This window comes from Endobacterium panacihumi, from assembly GCF_050847465.1.
GTDB lineage: Bacteria > Pseudomonadota > Alphaproteobacteria > Rhizobiales > Rhizobiaceae > Neorhizobium > Neorhizobium panacihumi.
Genome location: NZ_JBOZRA010000005.1, coordinates 220,778 through 237,289, shown reverse-complemented (window position 1 = coordinate 237,289; position 16,512 = coordinate 220,778). Strand labels below are relative to the sequence as shown.

The following is a 16,512-nucleotide window of genomic DNA, read 5'->3' as shown; positions in this document are numbered from 1 at the left end:
GGTAGAGTTTCAGATGGCTACGATGGTGAATTCCGTAAGCTATGGCGATGAGAACCTGGAGATCATCGCGTTCCGTCTGCACGATCAGGAATTCTGCGTGAAGACCACGACCATCCGCGAAATTCGCGGCTGGGCACCGTCGACACCGATCCCGCACGCGCCAGCCGACGTCATCGGCGTCATGAACCTGCGCGGTTCGGTCATTCCGATCATCGACCTTGCCTACAAGCTCGGCATGAAGAGCACCGTTGCCAACGAGCGCAGCGCCATCGTCGTTGCCGAAGTACACAACATGGTCATCGGCATGCTGGTCGATCGCGTCTCCGACATCCTGACGATTTCCGCCAGCCAGGTTCAGCCCGTTCCGGAAGTTTCGGCGTCCTTCGACAAGTCCTTCTCCGAAGGAGTGATCGCCAACGAGAACGGCATGATCTGCTTCCTGAACCTTGCAAAAATGTTCAAGGGCACCGAGGCGGAAGACCTCGCAGCCTGATCCCCTTCCAGACAATACAAGACGAAAAGGCCACCCATTGCGGTGGCCTTTTTGATTCATGGTCCGAAAAACCCTTTGTTCACGTCTCGCGAAATATTGTGAGTCGGGTTCACTTTATTTCAATTTATTATTAAGTTTTAAATGTCTAAAGTAACCATGAGATGAATCGCCGGTTGTATTCGCCTGCCATCAGACGAACCGACGAGAACGCATAGGCCCTTGGGAGCGAAGAATGTTCGGACTTGGCACGTCAGGCGCACAGCAGGTTGTCGACGCATTATCCAGATCGCAGGCGATTATCGAATTCGACCTCCAAGGCAACATTCTCCATGCCAACGAGAATTTCTGCCGGGCGCTCGGTTACCGGCTGGAAGAGATCAAGGGCCAGCATCATCGCATCTTCTGCGATCCGGCCTATGCGGCAACGGCGGAATACCGTCAGTTCTGGGCCAATCTCGGCTCCGGCAAATTCGATGCAGGCGAATACAAGCGCCACACCAAGGCCGGTGAAGAGATCTGGATCCAGGCCTCCTATAATCCGGTCATGCGGGGAGGAAAGCCGATCAAGGTGGTAAAGATCGCCGCAGACATCACGGCAGCGAAGGCCAGAGCCACCGAGGACGCAGCAAAACTCTCGGCCATTTCTCACTCCCAGGCAGTCATCGAGTTCACCGCGCAGGGCGAAATCCTGGATGCCAACGACAATTTCTGCCAGGGCCTTGGCTACGCGCTTTCCGAGATCAAGGGCCGGCATCACCGCATGTTCTGCGACGCAACCTATGCCGCTTCGCCCGAATACACCGCATTCTGGCAGAAACTGGCTTCAGGAGAATTCATCGCCGATGAGTTCGTGCGCTTCGGCAAGGGTGGCAAAGAGATCTGGATCCAGGCGGCTTATAACCCGATCCGCAATCTCAAAGGCGAGGTCTACAAGGTGGTGAAATTCGCCACCGACGTGACCCCCCGTATGAGCGCCATCAACAGCCTCGGCAATGGTCTGAAGGCATTGGCCGATGGCGATCTCGAGCAGCGCCTCGACATGACATTTGTGCCGAGCATGGAAGCCACGCGCCAGGATTTTAACGAGGTGGTGGCGAAACTGCGTGCGGCCATGCAAACGGTGGCAGAGAATGCATCCGGCATCGCTGCCGCTTCGGGTGAAATCGCCGGAGCATCCGACGACCTTGCTCGCCGCACAGAGCAACAGGCAGCCTCATTGGAAGAAACGGCAGCCGCCCTTGAACAGATCACCACCACGGTATCCGACAGCAGCCACCGCGCCGATGAAGCGGGCCGTCTGGTCACGCTTACCAAGCAGAATGCCGAGCAATCAGGCCAGATTGTTCGTGATGCCATCGCCGCCATGGACCAGATTGCCAAATCGTCTGGCGAGATCACCAATATCATCAGCGTGATCGATGAGATCGCTTTCCAGACAAACCTCCTTGCGCTGAACGCTGGCGTGGAGGCGGCACGCGCCGGCGAGGCGGGCAAAGGCTTTGCGGTCGTGGCACAGGAAGTGCGTGAACTGGCACAGCGCTCTGCCACTGCGGCCAAGGAGATCAAGACGCTTATCAACGCGTCCAGTGGCTACGTTTCGAACGGCGTCAATCTCGTTGGTCAGACCGGCTCGGCACTGGGTGAAATCGTCGATCAGGTTGCAGCGATCCACACCAATGTGGCGGCAATTGTCGAGGCATCGCGCGAGCAGTCGGCCAGCCTCAAGGAGATCAATCAGGCAGTCAACGTCATGGATCAGGCAACCCAGAAAAACGCCGCCATGGTTGAAGAAACCACCGCCGCCAGCCATTCGCTTTCTTCCGAAGCAGAAAATCTGCGACGTCTGCTGCAGCAATTCCGCATCGGCCGCACATCAGGCCCCGCGGCAGCAACATCCATGCCCCGGCACACAGCTCCTGCGCCTCACACCCGCGCTGCAGCCACGCGGCCGGCAGCACGTGTCGCTCAGGGCGGCCAGGCGGTTGCCATTGCGGAAGATGGCTGGGAAGATTTCTGATCCTCCCCCATCTCCGGAAACGACAAAGGGCAGCCGAAGCTGCCCTTTTTAGTATCTGCATCAAAAGGTGCCGGTCTTAGCCGAACAGCGCGAAGCTGCTCTTCACCGTCGTCCAGACACCCCAAAGAAGCGGAATACCGACCACGGCCCAGGCGAATGCCGCCTTGGCGTCGAGACCACCGGTGCCGATACCGAACGAACCGGTCGGGCCAGCATTTGCAGCAGCCGTCTTGGCCTGCAGCGAGGCAACTTCTTCATCCGACATGAACCACTTGTCACCAAGCGGACGCACCAGGAAGTTGGCGACCAGGCCGAGAGCCAGCATGCCGGCAAGGATGTACATGGTGCCGGTATAGAGTTCCGGACCCGGTGCAACGCCAGCGCTGATCTGCGCTTCACGGATATAGTTGACGACGACCGGGCCAAGAATGCCGGCGGTTGCCCATGCGGTCAGCAGACGACCATGGATGGCGCCGACGAACTGCGTACCGAAGATATCGGCGAGATAAGCCGGCACAGTGGCAAAACCACCGCCATACATCGACAGGATGATGCCGAAAGCCAATACGAACAGCGCCTTGTTGCCCATATCCGCAAAGGTCGGTGCCAGCGTGTAGAGGATGATGCCGAGGATGAAGAACGTGTAATAGGTGTTCTTGCGACCCAGCTTGTCCGACAGCGATGCCCAGACGAAACGGCCACCGATGTTGAACAGCGAGATCAGACCGGTGAAGCCGGCGGCGATTGCTGCGATCTGTGTCTTCTGCGCGGCATCGAGCTGCGAGAAGGTCAGGTCAGGCAGGCCGATCAGCGAACCGGCAAAGATTTCCTGCAGCATCGGCGAAGCCATGCCGATAACACCGATACCTGCCGAAACGTTGAGGCAGAGAACGGCCCAGATCAGCCAGAACTGCGGCGTCTTGTGCGCATCGCGCAGGTGGACGTGCTTGTGGGTGATCATGGTCGACTTGGAAGCCGGGGGCGTCCAGCCTTCAGGACGCCAGCCAGCCGGCGGAATGCGGTAACCGAAGGCGCCGCCCATCATGAAGACAAAATAGATGACGGCCATGACGACAAAAGTCTGCCAGACGCCGATCGAAACATCCGTCTTGAAGAAGTTCATCAGAAGGTTGGCGAGCGGAGCACCAATCATGGCGCCGCCACCAAAGCCCATGATGGCCATACCGGTCGCCATGCCGCGACGGTCCGGGAACCACTTGATCAGGGTCGAAACCGGCGAGATGTAGCCAAGGCCGAGACCTATACCACCGATGACACCGGCGCCGACCCACATCAGCCAGAGCTGGTGAGTGGCAACACCGAGAGCAGCAACAAGAATACCACCACACCAGCAAAGCGCGGACACAAAACCTGCCTTGCGGGGGCCGACTTTCTCCAGCCAGCCGCCCCAGATGGCAGCCGAGCAGCCAAGCAGGACGAAGAACAGCGTGTAGATCCAGCCGAGATCGGCAACACGCCAGTTGCACTCGGTGCTGAAAAGGGCCGAAACAAGAGTCATGCTGGCGCAGGCGGCGTCCGGCGTGCCGGGAAGTGCCTTGGTCAACGGCAGCCAGAAAACACTGAAGCCGTATGCCATGCCGATGCAAAGATGGATTGCCAATGCTGCCGGCGGTACGAGCCAGCGGTTAAAACCTGGTTTTGCGATAATGCGTTCGCGGTCGAGAAGACCGGCATTGCCTGCGGACGCTTCGCCCGCAGCTGATGCAACTGCCATGCGCATTCCTCCCTCTGGGAAAATAAGTGTTTCAAGTCACGAACGCGACCGGCTCTCTCCCACCCGGCCGCATGACTTCATGCGGTGTCCCCCGGTGTTCGGGATTGAACGGGCGCCTTATCGTCGCACCCCGTGCGACGGATCAGCGCAGACGCGTCCTTGACGATTGCCAATAGACCGTCTCCGCCCTGATCGATATGGGCAAAAAGCCGGCGACGCATCCCAGGCTCCCAAAACTTGTTGATATGTCCCGCGACCCCCTCAATTTGGGTGTTTTTCGGCTGGGACAAAAAGAAAGTACCTATCTGATTTGCCATACGAATCAGTTTCTCGGGTTTTTGGTCGCTCAAATCTGCCTCATGAGACATCGGGTTCAGCCTCGAATCGAATACGGTTGGGATGCGTAAACACTTCAAAATCCTCGCCGCGCGAGAGAGCAACAAGCGTCATGCCGGCAGCATCGGCGGTACGGATCGCAAGCGCCGTCGGCGCGGAGATGGCGATCAGGATAGGTGAACCGAGAATGGCCGCCTTCTGCACCATTTCCACAGAGATGCGGCTGGTAACAACAACCACACCTTCCCGCCCCTGACGGCCCGAGCGCAAAACGGCGCCGGAGAGCTTGTCGAGTGCGTTGTGCCGGCCGACATCTTCCCGTACGGCGATCAGGCCTTCGCCGGGAATGAAGAAACCTGCCCCATGAACCGCCCGTGTTTCCGCATGCAGCGGCTGCGCCTCGTTCAGCGCCGCACTGGCGGTCGCGATATCCGCTGAAGACAAAAACATCTTCCCGGCGGAAACATCCGGCACCGGCCGCATGGCCTGCTCGATGGATTCGATGCCGCAGAGACCGCAGCCGACCGGCCCCGCCATATGCCGGCGACGGGCGCGAAGTGCGTCCTCCTTGTCTTCGGCGAGCGTCACCTGGACATCCAAACCATCGCCCTCCTGCAGCACGTCGATGCTCTCGATCTCGGCAAGCGACGAGATGATGCCCTCGGTGAGGCTGAAGCCGGTCGCAAAATCATCCAGATCCGCCGGTGTGCCCATCATCACCGCATGACTGGAACCACCATAGGAAAATGCGATCGGCACTTCCTCGGGGACCGACCGGACAGCCGTGCGAACCACGCCATCACGGCGGATCGTCTGCGGCGCGGCAGCGGTCGTTGCGATGCGAATATTCGAGGTTTGTTCGGTGGTCGACATGAGAGGCATCCTGTGCGCGGAAATGTGCCGTCTTTCGACCACCACTTCCTGTTTCTTGATGCCGGTCAAAATAGTCATCGGCGACGCCCACGCAACGGGCGGCGCATGATTGATTTTTCGTCGGTCAAAAGCAGACACGCCCAGCTCATTCGGCGGCCTCCAGCTTGCCGGCAATACGGCGTGAGCGACGGGCCAGTTCCTCGTAATCCTCCTGCCATTCGCTTGGTCCGTTCGATGGCGATACCTGCACCGCCGTTACCTTGTATTCAGGGCAATTGGTCGCCCAGTCCGAAAAATCCGTGGTGATGACGTTGGCCTGCGTGTCAGGGTGATGGAAGGTCGTATAGACTACACCCGGGGCGACACGATCGGTGATCAGCGCCCGTAGCGACGTATCGCCCGAACGGCTGGCAAGCTTAATCCAGTCGCCATCCTTGATGCCGCGCTGCTCTGCATCGTGCGGATGGATTTCCAGCCTGTCTTCCGCATGCCAGGCGACATTTTCGGTGCGCCGCGTCTGTGCCCCGACATTATACTGGGAAAGGATACGCCCGGTCGTGAGGAGTAGCGGGAAGCGCGGGCCGGTGCGTTCATCCGTCGCCACATATTCCGTGCGGATGAATTTGCCTTTGCCACGGACAAATCCGTCGACATGCATGATCGGTGAACCGACCGGATGTGCCTCATTGCACGGCCACTGAACCGAGCCCATCTTTTCGAGATAATCGTAGGAAACCAAAGCGAAGCTCGGCGTCGAAGCGGCAATCTCGTCCATAATTTCGGACGGGTGCTGGTAGTTCCAGTTCAGCCCCATAGCCTGCGCCAGTTTCTGAGTCACTTCCCAATCGGCATAACCATTCTTCGGCGTCATCACCTTGCGCACACGGTTGATGCGGCGTTCGGCATTGGTGAAAGTGCCATCCTTTTCAAGGAAGGTCGAACCGGGCAGAAAGACATGCGCGTAATTGGCCGTTTCGTTGAGGAAAAGGTCATGCACGACCACACATTCCATCGCGGCAAGGCCGGCTGACACGTGTTTGGTATCCGGGTCGGACTGCAGAATATCCTCGCCCTGAATATAGATGCCCTTGAACGAACCTTCGACGGCGGCATCCAGCATGTTGGGAATACGCAGGCCCGGTTCGTTGTTGAGCGTCACGCCCCACAGCTTTTCAAAGGTTTCGCGCGTGGCATCGTCCGAGATATGGCGGTAACCCGGCAACTCGTGCGGGAAAGAGCCCATGTCGCAGGAGCCCTGCACATTGTTCTGGCCACGCAACGGATTCACACCGACCCCGGGACGGCCGATATTACCGGTGACCATGGCGAGATTGGCGATCGCCATAACCGTCGTCGATCCCTGGCTGTGTTCGGTGACACCAAGGCCATAATAGATCGCGCCATTGCCACCGGTGGCAAACAGCCGGGCCGCACCGCGCACCAGATCAGCAGGCACACCCGTAAACCTTTCCGTTGCTTCAGGGCTATGCGCTTCCTCCGATACAAAAGCTGCCCAGTCTTCGAATTCCGACCAGTCACAACGTTCACGGATAAACGCTTCCGCGAACAGCCCTTCGGTGACGATCACATGCGCCAACGCCGTCATCATCGCCACATTGGTGCCGGGCAGAAGCGGCAGGTGATAGGCCGCCTCGACATGCGGCGTCTTGACGAGATCGATACGGCGCGGATCGATGACGATCAGTTTTGCGCCCTGGCGCAATCGCTTCTTCAGCCGCGAGCCGAAGACCGGATGGCCATCGGTCGGATTAGCGCCGATGACGATCACCACATCCGTATGCTCGACGCTGTCGAAATTCTGCGTGCCGGCCGAGGTGCCAAACGCCTGGCCCAGACCATAACCGGTCGGAGAATGGCAGACGCGGGCACAGGTATCGACATTGTTGTTGCCGAAGCCGGCGCGGATCAGTTTCTGGACGAGAAAGGTTTCTTCATTGGTGCAGCGCGACGACGTGATACCGCCAATCGACTCCCGACCGTACTGATACTGGATTCGTCGAAACTCCGAGGCAATGTGCGAAAAAGCCTCCTCCCAACTGACTTCCCGCCATGGATCGGAAATTTTCTCGCGGATCATCGGGTTGAGAATGCGGTCCTTGTGGCTGGCATAACCATAGGCAAAACGGCCCTTCACGCAGGAATGGCCGCGGTTCGCCTGCCCATCCTTCCAGGGCACCATGCGCACCAGTTCCTCGCCGCGCATTTCTGCCTTGAACGAGCAGCCGACGCCGCAATAAGCACAGGTGGTAACGGCGGAATGTTCCGGCTGGCCGATTGTGATCACCGACTTTTCCGTCAGCGTCGCGGTGGGACAGGCCTGCACACAGGCACCGCAGGAGACGCATTCGGAATCGAGAAAATGTTCGTGCATGCCGGGCGACACACGGCTCTCGAAACCACGTCCCTCAATGGTCAGCGCGAACGTACCCTGCACTTCCTCGCAGGCACGCACGCAGCGCGAACAGACGATGCATTTCGAGGGATCATAGGTGAAATAGGGGTTGGACTCGTCCTTCGGCATCCATTTGGCGTTCATCTCGCCACTGTTGCGGGCGCGGACATGATTGTCGCCCTCGTAACCGTAGCGCACATCGCGCAAGCCCACCGCGCCCGCCATGTCCTGCAATTCGCAATCGCCATTGGCTGCGCAGGTGAGACAATCGAGCGGATGGTCGGAAATATAAAGCTCCATCACCCCACGACGGATATCCTTCAGGCGGCCGGTCTGGGTATGGACGACCATTTTCGGCGCAACTGGCGTGGTGCAGGAGGACGGCGTGCCGTTGCGGCCCTCCACCTCCACCAGACAGAGCCGACAGGAGCCGAAGGCATCCACCATGTCGGTGGCACAGAGTTTCGGAATCTGGATGCCGGCCTCCATCGAGGCACGCATGATCGATGTGCCCTCCGGCACGGTGATGGCGCGGCCATCGATGGTCAGTGTCACCTGTTTTTCAGAACGGGCGGCAGGCGTGCCGTAGTCGATTTCATGAATGAGGGACATGATGTTACTCCGCCGCTTCGATCAGGGGTGTAGGCGCGAAATCCTCCGGGAAATGCGTCATTGCGCTCATCACCGGATAAGGCGTGAAACCGCCAAGCGCACAGAGCGAACCGAACTTCATCGTGTTGCAAAGGTCAGCCAGCAGCGCCTTGTTCTTTTCCGGCTCGATACCTTGCGCGATCCTGTCGACCGTTTCGACACCACGGGTGGAGCCGATCCGACAAGGCGTACACTTGCCGCAGCTTTCGATGGCGCAGAATTCCATCGCAAACCGTGCCTGTTTCAACAGGTCGGCCGTATCATCGAAGACAGTGATGCCGGCATGACCGATCAGACCATCTTTGGCAGCAAAAGCTTCGTAATCGAACGGCGTATCAAACAGCGCACGCGGAAAATAAGCCCCGAGCGGACCGCCCACCTGCACCGCCTTGACCGGGCGTCCGCTCGCTGTGCCGCCGCCGATATGATCGACAATCTCGCCAAGTGACAGACCGAAGGCGGTTTCGAACAGACCGCCATATCTGACATTGCCGGCGATCTGGATCGGGATAGTGCCGCGTGAGCGGCCCATGCCAAAGTCTTTGTAGAATTCTGCGCCCCTATCCATGATGACCGGGATGGAGGCCAGCGAAATGACATTGTTGACCACAGTCGGCCGCCCGAGAAAACCCTGCAGCGCCGGCAAAGGCGGTTTCGCCCGCACGACACCGCGCTTGCCCTCCAGCGAGTTCAACAGCGAGGTTTCCTCGCCGCAGACATAAGCACCCGCCCCCGATCGGATTTCCAGATCGAATGCATGCGCGGACCCCAGAACCGATGGCCCGAGAATACCGGCCTTGCGGGCAATCGTGACCGCTTCGCTCATCGTGGCGATCGCATGCGGATATTCTGAACGGGTATAGACATAGCCCTTGGTGGCGCCCGTCGCGATGCCGGCAATCACCATGCCTTCGATCAGCACGAAGGGATCGCCCTCCATGATCATCCGGTCTGCAAACGTGGCGCTGTCACCCTCGTCGGCATTGCAGACGATGTATTTTTGCGGCGCCTTCGCCTCCATCACCGTCTTCCACTTGATACCCGTCGGGAAACCGGCGCCGCCGCGTCCTCGTAAACCGCTGTCCGTCACCTGCGCAACGATCTCGGTCGGCGCCATGGCAACGGCCTTTTCCAGCCCCTTCAGCCCCTGGTAATGACGATAGTCATCCAGAGAAAGCGGATCAGTCACACCGCAGCGGGAGAAGGTCAGGCGCGTCTGCTGACGAAGGAAGGGGATCTCCTTCGTCAGCCCCAGACAGAGGGGATGATCTTTGCCGGTCAGGAACCCGGCATCGAAAAGTGATGCGACATCCGATGCTTTCACTGGCCCGTAGGCCATGCGCCCACGCTCGGTGCGCACCTCGATCAGCGGTTCCAGCCAGAACATGCCGCGCGAACCGTTGCGCACGATTTTCGCATCAAGGCCACGCGTTTCGATTTCATGCGCAACGGCCTTCGCGACCTTTTCGGCACCCAATGCCAGGGCAGCGGCGTCGCGGGGAACAAAAACCGTGACCGTCATCGGCGTGCCTCCGCAACGATGTCGGAAAGACAGTGGTCGTCCACCCGGCCGTAAACCTCTCCATCCAGCATAGCTGCGGGCGCGCAGGCGCAAAGACCAAGACAGTAGACCGGCTCCAGCGTTACAGCGCCATCCTGTGTCGTCTCGTGAAAATCGATGCCCAGCATCTGCCGCACCCGGTCGGCAACCCGATCGCTGCCCATCGACTGACAGGCCTCGGCACGACAGAGTTTCAGCACATGCCGACCGGCCGGATGATCGCGAAATTCGTGGTAAAAGGTGACGACACCGTGCACCTCGGCACGCGACAGGTTGAGTTCGCCGGCAATCACCGGCTTCACATCCTCCGGCACATAACCGAATTCCGCCTGTATCGCATGCAGGATCGGCAGCAACGGACCTTCGAGATGCTTGTGTTCGCGTACGATTTCGCGAGAACGCGCGGCCATATCGGCCGCAGCGAGATTCATGTTCATTCGTCAGCCTCCCAACCGACTTCAGGTCATGCAAGCCCGATGTCTTTTTGCCGGAGCAAACAGACATCCTCCTCCACTTACATTTGCAAAGTTTCGCAGCAGGTTAGGGCAAGGGTCAATAACGTCATCGCATTACGCGATAGAACATTTCTATCAATCCGGATCGATCTCACCGAGATTTCGCGCTTCGTGCAGCAGTGCTGAAACCAGTGGTGTGAACGGTTCGCGATGCGTGGCGACAAGGCCGACGATGTGACTCGCCTTCGGCTCAACGATCGGAATCGTGCGGATTCGCGCGGAAAAACCAAATGAACGTGCAACGTTGCGCGGCATGATGCTGGCCCAACGGCCAGTGCCCACATGCGCCAGAAGCACGACCATGGAATTGGATTCCAGCATGGTGCGCACATCCACTCCGGCATCGGCCAGATGCTGATTGATAATACGGCGGTTCTGGTTATCCGGCGTCAGCAGGCAGAGACGAAGACCGGCCATGTCCTTCCAGGTTACTTCCTTGCGAGCGGAGAGCGGCGTGCCCTCTGACGTGACCAGCGTATAATGTTCGGCATACAGCGGAACGCTGGTAACGCGACCAAGCGGTTCATTATCGAGATAGGTCAGTCCGGCATCGATCTCGAAATTTTCCAGCTGGCTCAACACCTGCAGCGAGGTGCGAGAAACGACGGAAAATGTCACTTCTGGGTGCTTCGCCTGAAATGGTTCGGTCAGTTTGGGGATCATGGCCAAGGCTGTCGGAATGGCGGCCAGCCGGATATGCCCGGCCAACCCCTTACGGGCAGCGCGCATTTCTTCACGCATGGTGCGGGTATCGCCAACGATGCGACGTGCCCATTCCAGCACGCGCTGGCCTTCGGGCGTCAGCCCTTGGAACCGCGAACCGCGCACGACCAGACCGACACCGAGACTTTCTTCAAGCTGCCGGATCGCCGCCGAAAGCGTCGGCTGGGAAATGCCACACTCTTCCGCGGCACGTCCAAAATGCTGCTCGCGCGCCAGCACGATGAAAAATTCCAGCTTGTCGATCATGGCCACTCCCTTGATGACAAGGGCTAACCGGTTCTGCTTCTCAATTCAACAGCTTGCAATTGCCAGACGATCAGAGTTGCAGCGCATCCGTAATGCGTTTGAGGATATCGGCACTATTCTTCAGTGCTTCATTCTCCGTCTGTGAGAGATCAGGAAGCATGTCCGCAATCACACCATCGGTACCAATGACGCGCGGCAATGACAGCGCCACCTGTTCAAAACCGGCAACATGATCTGTCACCAGCGATACGGTCAGCACCGCACCTTCATCACGTGCGATCGCGCGCACAATGCGGGCGATGCCGGCGCCGATACCGTAATAGGTGGCACCCTTGCCCTCGATGATCTTGTAGGCGGCATTGCGGACATTATCGTCGATCTCGGCCCTCACCTTTTCGGTCAGCGGCGCACCGATCTGCTCCGCAAAGGAGGCGAGATCCACCGAACTGGCGCGCGCACTTTCCCAGACAAGGACCTCGCTATCGCCGTGCTCGCCGATGACATCGGCATGGATCGACTGCGGTGAGATGTTCAGGTGTCTGGCAATCAGGCTGCGGAAACGGGCAGTATCGAGAACCGTGCCGGAGCCAATAACCCGCTGCGGCGGCAAGCCGGACAGACGCTGGGTGATGAAGGTCATGGCATCGACCGGATTGGAGGCGACCAGCAGGATGGGGTTGCTGACAACAGCCAGAACCTGCCCGACGATCTCCCGAAAGACTTGCGTGTTGCGACCGAGAAGCTCAAGCCGTGTCTCGCCCGGCTTCTGGCTGGCGCCGGCGGCGAGAATGACGATACCGGAACCATCAAGATCGGCGTAGCTGCCAGCCCTCACCCGTGTTGCCGACATAAAGGGCACGGCATGGGCGATATCTTCGGCCTGCGCGACCGCCAAGGGCTCATTGCGGTCGATGATGACGACCTCGCTCACATAACCGGTAATGGCGAGCGCAAAACCCACCGAACTGCCGACCATGCCTGCACCGATGATACCAACCTTCATGAAAAACACTCCGTAATATCTGCATCCGAACTTAGGGCAGGAAGCGACAAAGTCTTTGATATTAGGTGGTGCACGGCATGTGCCGCACCAGACGTTATGCCGTCTGCGTTGCCTGCAGCCGGTCTTCATCCAGCACGATGCCAAGCCCCGGAGTTTCCCCAAGCTCAAGCCAACCCTGTCTATGAGAAAGTGGCGCGATCAACGGATAATCCCGCCGTGCCTCGCTCCATTCCGGGTTGTCGTAAGGATATTCGAGGAAAGGCGCATCGCCAACGCCGGCCGTCAGGTGCGCATTGGCAAGCACACCGATCCCGTTCGTCCAGCTATGCGGAGTGAAGGTCACGCCCGCCTCCCGCGCCTGATAAACCAGACGCCGGCAGCCGGTAATGCCGCCGACCAAAGCCGCGTCCGGCTGAATGACATCGAAGGCGCGCTCTTCGATGATGTCGCGGAATTCGTAGAGTTCACGGGTCATCTCTCCGCCGGCGATACGGATAGAGGTCGCCTCTCGCAATGCCTTCATGCCTTTGACGTCTGATCGATGCAGCGGTTCCTCCATCCAGTAGATACCGAGCTGTTCCAGTTCCTTCGCGACAGTCAATGCGTCCTTGAAGGTCCATGGCAGCGTCGTATCCCAAGGCATGCGCCAACCCTGATTGCAGTCGACCATCAGGTCCAGCCGGTCGCCGACGCGCGCCCGGATCGCCTCCAGCGCCTTGACGTCCTCGCGCCAGCTTGAGCGCCCACCCGCCGAAGACGAGAACCGCACCTTCATCGCGGTAAAACCTTCGTCGAGATACTGCTCGGCCTGTTCCGCCATGGCAGCCGGTTCTCGCAGCACGCCGGAAGACGCATAAAGCCGGACACGATCAGCCCGTCCGCCCAGCATGCGCCAGACTGGTTCACCCATAATCTTGCCAGCCAAATCCCACAAAGCGAGATCGAGCGGCCAACAACGGCCATAGTGAAAATTGATATGCGACAGGACTTCGTAATGCCGCTCCAGATGGCGCGGATCATGGCCAACGAAGAGGTCTTCGTGCCCCTCGAAACCCTTCATCAGGTCTCCGGAGCCGATCCCCTCGCGCCCGTCCTCATCACGGACACGCACGATGGTGGCATCGAAATGATGCCGGGGGCGGCCATCCCAACTGGCCTTGAAGGGCGGATCGAGCGGCAATCGGTGGTGCGAGATTTTGATCGATGCGATGCGGCTCATCTGCCCTCACCCGAATTGCTGCCAGATCGTCTTGTAGTCGCAATATTTGTCGATCGCATGCACGGACCTGTCTCGCCCGAAACCGGACTGCTTGAAGCCGCCGAACGGTGTGGCGAAATTCGACATGTCATAGGTGTTGATCCACACCGTGCCAGCATGCAGACCTTCCGAAAACCAGTGCGCGCGGTCCATGTCCTTTGTGAAGACGGCCCCGGCTAACCCGTAGATCGTGTCGTTGGCCAGCCGCAGCGCCTCCTCCTCGGTATCGAAGGGAATGGCGGCCAGCACCGGCCCAAAGATTTCTTGGCGGGCGAGGCTCATGTCGTTGGTCATATCCACGAACACACCGGGCGAAACGTAATAACCGCCAGTTTCCGACAGCACCTGTTCGGCACCGAATGCCCGCCTTGCCCCTTCCCTCTCGCCCTCCGCAATCAGCCCAAGCACCTTTTCCATATGCGCCTGTTCGATCAGGGCACCGATCTGCGCCGAGGGATCGAAGGGATGCGCAACCGTGATATCGCTTCTCGTCACCGCCTCGATCTTATCGATCAGCTGCACCTGCACCGAGCGTTCGACAAGTAGCCGTGTCGAGGCATGGCAGGTCTCACCGGAATTGTAGAAACATCCCCAGGCGACGGCAGAAGCGGCGGCATCAAGATCGGCATCGGCAAACACCACGAGAGGCGACTTGCCGCCAAGTTCCAGCGCCACGCGCTTGATGTTGGATTGCGCGGCATAACCCATGATCAGCTTGCCGACCTCGGTGGAGCCGGTAAAGGCAATCATGTCGACATCCATATGCAGGGCTAGCGGTTTGCCTGCCTCCTCGCCATAACCGGTGACGACATTGAATACACCGGGCGGCAGACCGGCTTCGACAGCCAGCGAAGCCAGACGGATGGCAGAGAGCGAGGATTGTTCGGCCGGTTTCAGCACCACCGAATTGCCGGCAGCGATCGCCGGGCCGAGTTTCCAGGCGTCGATGATCATCGGATAGTTCCAAGGCGTAATCGCCCCAATGACCCCGAGCGGCACTTTTCGAACAAGCGCACGCGCGTTCGGACCGGTTGGCGCGATCTCGTCGTAAAGCTTGTCGATCATCTCGGCATAATACTGGATGCCATCGGCACAAAGCCGCACATCGACATTCAGCGAGGCAAGCACCGGTTTGCCGACATCGATAGTTTCCAGAAGCGCCAGTTCCTCGGCATGGGTGCGAATGAGGTCGGCCCAGGCGAGCATGATGCGCTTCTTTTCGAGCGGTTCCTTATTTCGCCACACGCCGCTTTCGAACGCCTTGCGAGCCGATAGGACAGCGGCATCGATATCCGCCGCCTCACCGCGTGCCAGCACAGCACCCCGCTTGCCGTCCATCGGGCGCGTTCGCGCAAACGTTTTGCCGGAAGCAGCATCACGATGTTGCCCATCGACAAAACACCGGCCTTCGAGCTTCAGGGCCGCCAGCGCATTTTCCCAATGCTCCCGTGTGTAGCTCTTCGTCATCAAAGCGACCTCGGCAGCGACATGATCATCGCCGCAAAGCGATCGACGTCATCATCCGTGACATCCCGGATTGTGGCTCTGCGCATCGGCCTGTTCTCTGTCGCGCGCATTTCGGCGGCAAGATCACCGTCGGAATAGGCGTCAAAGGCAGACGGCACTGCACGAAGGATATCGCAGCGATCCATCAGGTCGCTGACGAAGGCGGGTAATTGCTCTGCCGAACCAAGGCCAAGTGCCCTGGCTGTAGCCTCCAGTTCGGTTGTTCGGGCAGATACCAGCCATGGCAGAGTCGTTTCGAATGCAAGTGCCGTCGCAAGTCCATGATGGACCGGGGCCAATCCTGCCATCGCATGGCTGATATTATGCGCGATTGCCGTGCCGCAATTGTCGATGGCGATACCGGCATAACACGACCCAAGCAGAACCTTGCCACGCGCATCCAGATCGGATGGCGAACTTACCGCGGTTTCGAGAGAGCCTGCCACAAGCCGCAGTGCCTCATGGGCGTGGAGCTGCGCGCCGGCATGTGTATTGCGATTGGTGGCAGCCTCGAACGCATGGATGAAAGCGTCCATGCCGCACCACGCCGTCAGGTGCCGTGGCAATGTCATCGTGAGAGCCGGATCGAGAATGACCAGATCCGCCTTGGTCTCCGGCCCCCAAATCCAGAGTTTCTTACCCTCAGGGCCGGCGAAAATATTGGTGGCCGAAGTTTCGGAACCGGTACCGGCCGTGGTCGGCACCATGATCTTCTTCAATGGATTTTTTGGCAGTGGATTGGCGGCAAGCGCGTAAAACATCGGATCCTGAGCCGAAGCCGCACAGCAAGAGGTGATTTTGGCGATATCGAGCGCCGAACCGCCGCCGACGCCGATCACCAGTTGTGCCCCACGTGCTGCCCGCATCGCCGCCTGTAGATGCGTTAGTTTCGGCTCACCGGCAAAGTCTGCGAATAACGAGGCGATGATGCCATGCGCCCTCAGGTCATCGATCAGCCTGTTCGCCAGCCCGGACGCTGCCAGAAAGCTGTCCATGACGACCAGTGTCCGGTCGATCGTGCCAAGTGCCGCTGCAGCCGCTCCGATTTCGGAAAACGAGCCGGCACCGAAGCGCATGTCTGGAATGAAGGAATTGGAAAACATCAATGCTGCCCGCCCCCATGAAGTGACGGTATCAGCATGCCTGATCGGCCAAGATCTGCAAGCAGGCAAATCCTGGAAA

General features: G+C 59.1%; 13 protein-coding genes. 2 read left to right on the top strand and 11 right to left on the bottom strand.

Going from position 1 to position 16,512, the window contains the following annotated elements:
• Window positions 1-13 precede the first annotated feature (13 nt).
• Together ACRQ1B_RS21150 and ACRQ1B_RS21145 are read left to right on the top strand one after the other, a co-directional pair.
• A complete protein-coding gene (locus ACRQ1B_RS21150; RefSeq protein ID WP_153355374.1) occupies window positions 14-493 on the top strand; it encodes a chemotaxis protein CheW in 480 nt (159 codons plus the stop codon).
• Between the two features lie 232 nt (window positions 494-725).
• Window positions 726-2,510 carry a methyl-accepting chemotaxis protein gene (locus ACRQ1B_RS21145; RefSeq protein WP_432296026.1) on the top strand — a complete coding sequence of 595 codons (1,785 nt, stop codon included), beginning with the start codon at window positions 726-728 and terminating at the stop codon, window positions 2,508-2,510.
• A gap of 76 nt (window positions 2,511-2,586) precedes the next feature.
• Here ACRQ1B_RS21145 and ACRQ1B_RS21140 read toward each other — a convergent pair whose 3' ends face one another.
• The 11 genes from ACRQ1B_RS21140 to ACRQ1B_RS21090 all read right to left on the bottom strand — a co-directional run bounded on the left by ACRQ1B_RS21140 (window position 2,587) and on the right by ACRQ1B_RS21090 (window position 16,433).
• The gene (locus tag ACRQ1B_RS21140; RefSeq protein ID WP_432296024.1) at window positions 2,587-4,245 is read right to left on the bottom strand and encodes an OFA family MFS transporter; all 1,659 of its coding nucleotides are present in this window, start codon (window positions 4,243-4,245) and stop codon (window positions 2,587-2,589) included.
• A 77-nt stretch (window positions 4,246-4,322) separates the two neighbouring features.
• Window positions 4,323-4,595 carry a formate dehydrogenase subunit delta gene (locus ACRQ1B_RS21135; protein WP_432296023.1) on the bottom strand — a complete coding sequence of 91 codons (273 nt, stop codon included), beginning with the start codon at window positions 4,593-4,595 and terminating at the stop codon, window positions 4,323-4,325.
• Window positions 4,596-4,602: 7 nt separating this feature from the next.
• Entirely contained in the window at window positions 4,603-5,427 is an 825-nt protein-coding gene (fdhD, locus tag ACRQ1B_RS21130; RefSeq protein WP_432296147.1) for a formate dehydrogenase accessory sulfurtransferase FdhD, read from the bottom strand.
• A 172-nt stretch (window positions 5,428-5,599) separates the two neighbouring features.
• Window positions 5,600-8,479, bottom strand: a complete 2,880-nt coding sequence (fdhF, locus tag ACRQ1B_RS21125) for a formate dehydrogenase subunit alpha (protein ID WP_432296022.1) — start codon at window positions 8,477-8,479, stop codon at window positions 5,600-5,602.
• A gap of 4 nt (window positions 8,480-8,483) precedes the next feature.
• A complete protein-coding gene (locus ACRQ1B_RS21120; protein WP_432296021.1) occupies window positions 8,484-10,040 on the bottom strand; it encodes a formate dehydrogenase beta subunit in 1,557 nt (518 codons plus the stop codon).
• A complete protein-coding gene (locus tag ACRQ1B_RS21115; RefSeq protein WP_432296146.1) occupies window positions 10,037-10,510 on the bottom strand; it encodes a formate dehydrogenase subunit gamma in 474 nt (157 codons plus the stop codon). Before ACRQ1B_RS21115 ends, ACRQ1B_RS21120 begins: the two co-directional genes overlap by 4 nt.
• A gap of 159 nt (window positions 10,511-10,669) precedes the next feature.
• On the bottom strand, window positions 10,670-11,563 hold the full coding sequence (locus ACRQ1B_RS21110; protein ID WP_432296020.1) for a LysR family transcriptional regulator: 894 nt from the start codon (window positions 11,561-11,563) through the stop codon (window positions 10,670-10,672).
• A 70-nt stretch (window positions 11,564-11,633) separates the two neighbouring features.
• A complete protein-coding gene (locus ACRQ1B_RS21105) occupies window positions 11,634-12,566 on the bottom strand; it encodes an L-lactate dehydrogenase (RefSeq protein WP_432296019.1) in 933 nt (310 codons plus the stop codon).
• A gap of 94 nt (window positions 12,567-12,660) precedes the next feature.
• Window positions 12,661-13,785: a mandelate racemase/muconate lactonizing enzyme family protein gene (locus ACRQ1B_RS21100; RefSeq protein ID WP_432296018.1), complete on the bottom strand. Its 1,125-nt coding sequence runs from the start codon at window positions 13,783-13,785 to the stop codon at window positions 12,661-12,663.
• Window positions 13,786-13,791: 6 nt separating this feature from the next.
• Complete coding sequence (locus ACRQ1B_RS21095; RefSeq protein ID WP_432296017.1) at window positions 13,792-15,291, bottom strand: aldehyde dehydrogenase; 1,500 nt, start codon at window positions 15,289-15,291, stop codon at window positions 13,792-13,794.
• Entirely contained in the window at window positions 15,291-16,433 is a 1,143-nt protein-coding gene (locus ACRQ1B_RS21090) for an iron-containing alcohol dehydrogenase (RefSeq protein WP_432296015.1), read from the bottom strand. The genes ACRQ1B_RS21095 and ACRQ1B_RS21090 overlap by 1 nt, the downstream gene beginning before the upstream one ends.
• Between the last annotated feature and the right edge of the window lie 79 nt (window positions 16,434-16,512).

Excerpts from the sequence above, each read along its gene's own strand:
- ACRQ1B_RS21150 (WP_153355374.1), top strand. The coding sequence starts at position 14 with ATGGCTACGATGGTGAATTCCGTAAGCTATGGCGATGAGAACCTGGAG.
- ACRQ1B_RS21145 (WP_432296026.1), top strand. The coding sequence starts at position 726 with ATGTTCGGACTTGGCACGTCAGGCGCACAGCAGGTTGTCGACGCATTA.
- ACRQ1B_RS21140 (WP_432296024.1), bottom strand. The coding sequence starts at position 4,245 with ATGGCAGTTGCATCAGCTGCGGGCGAAGCGTCCGCAGGCAATGCCGGT.
- fdhF (WP_432296022.1), bottom strand. The coding sequence starts at position 8,479 with ATGTCCCTCATTCATGAAATCGACTACGGCACGCCTGCCGCCCGTTCT.
- ACRQ1B_RS21120 (WP_432296021.1), bottom strand. The coding sequence starts at position 10,040 with ATGACGGTCACGGTTTTTGTTCCCCGCGACGCCGCTGCCCTGGCATTG.
- ACRQ1B_RS21115 (WP_432296146.1), bottom strand. The coding sequence starts at position 10,510 with ATGAATCTCGCTGCGGCCGATATGGCCGCGCGTTCTCGCGAAATCGTA.
- ACRQ1B_RS21110 (WP_432296020.1), bottom strand. The coding sequence starts at position 11,563 with ATGATCGACAAGCTGGAATTTTTCATCGTGCTGGCGCGCGAGCAGCAT.
- ACRQ1B_RS21105 (WP_432296019.1), bottom strand. The coding sequence starts at position 12,566 with ATGAAGGTTGGTATCATCGGTGCAGGCATGGTCGGCAGTTCGGTGGGT.
- ACRQ1B_RS21100 (WP_432296018.1), bottom strand. The coding sequence starts at position 13,785 with ATGAGCCGCATCGCATCGATCAAAATCTCGCACCACCGATTGCCGCTC.
- ACRQ1B_RS21095 (WP_432296017.1), bottom strand. The coding sequence starts at position 15,291 with ATGACGAAGAGCTACACACGGGAGCATTGGGAAAATGCGCTGGCGGCC.
- ACRQ1B_RS21090 (WP_432296015.1), bottom strand. The coding sequence starts at position 16,433 with ATGTTTTCCAATTCCTTCATTCCAGACATGCGCTTCGGTGCCGGCTCG.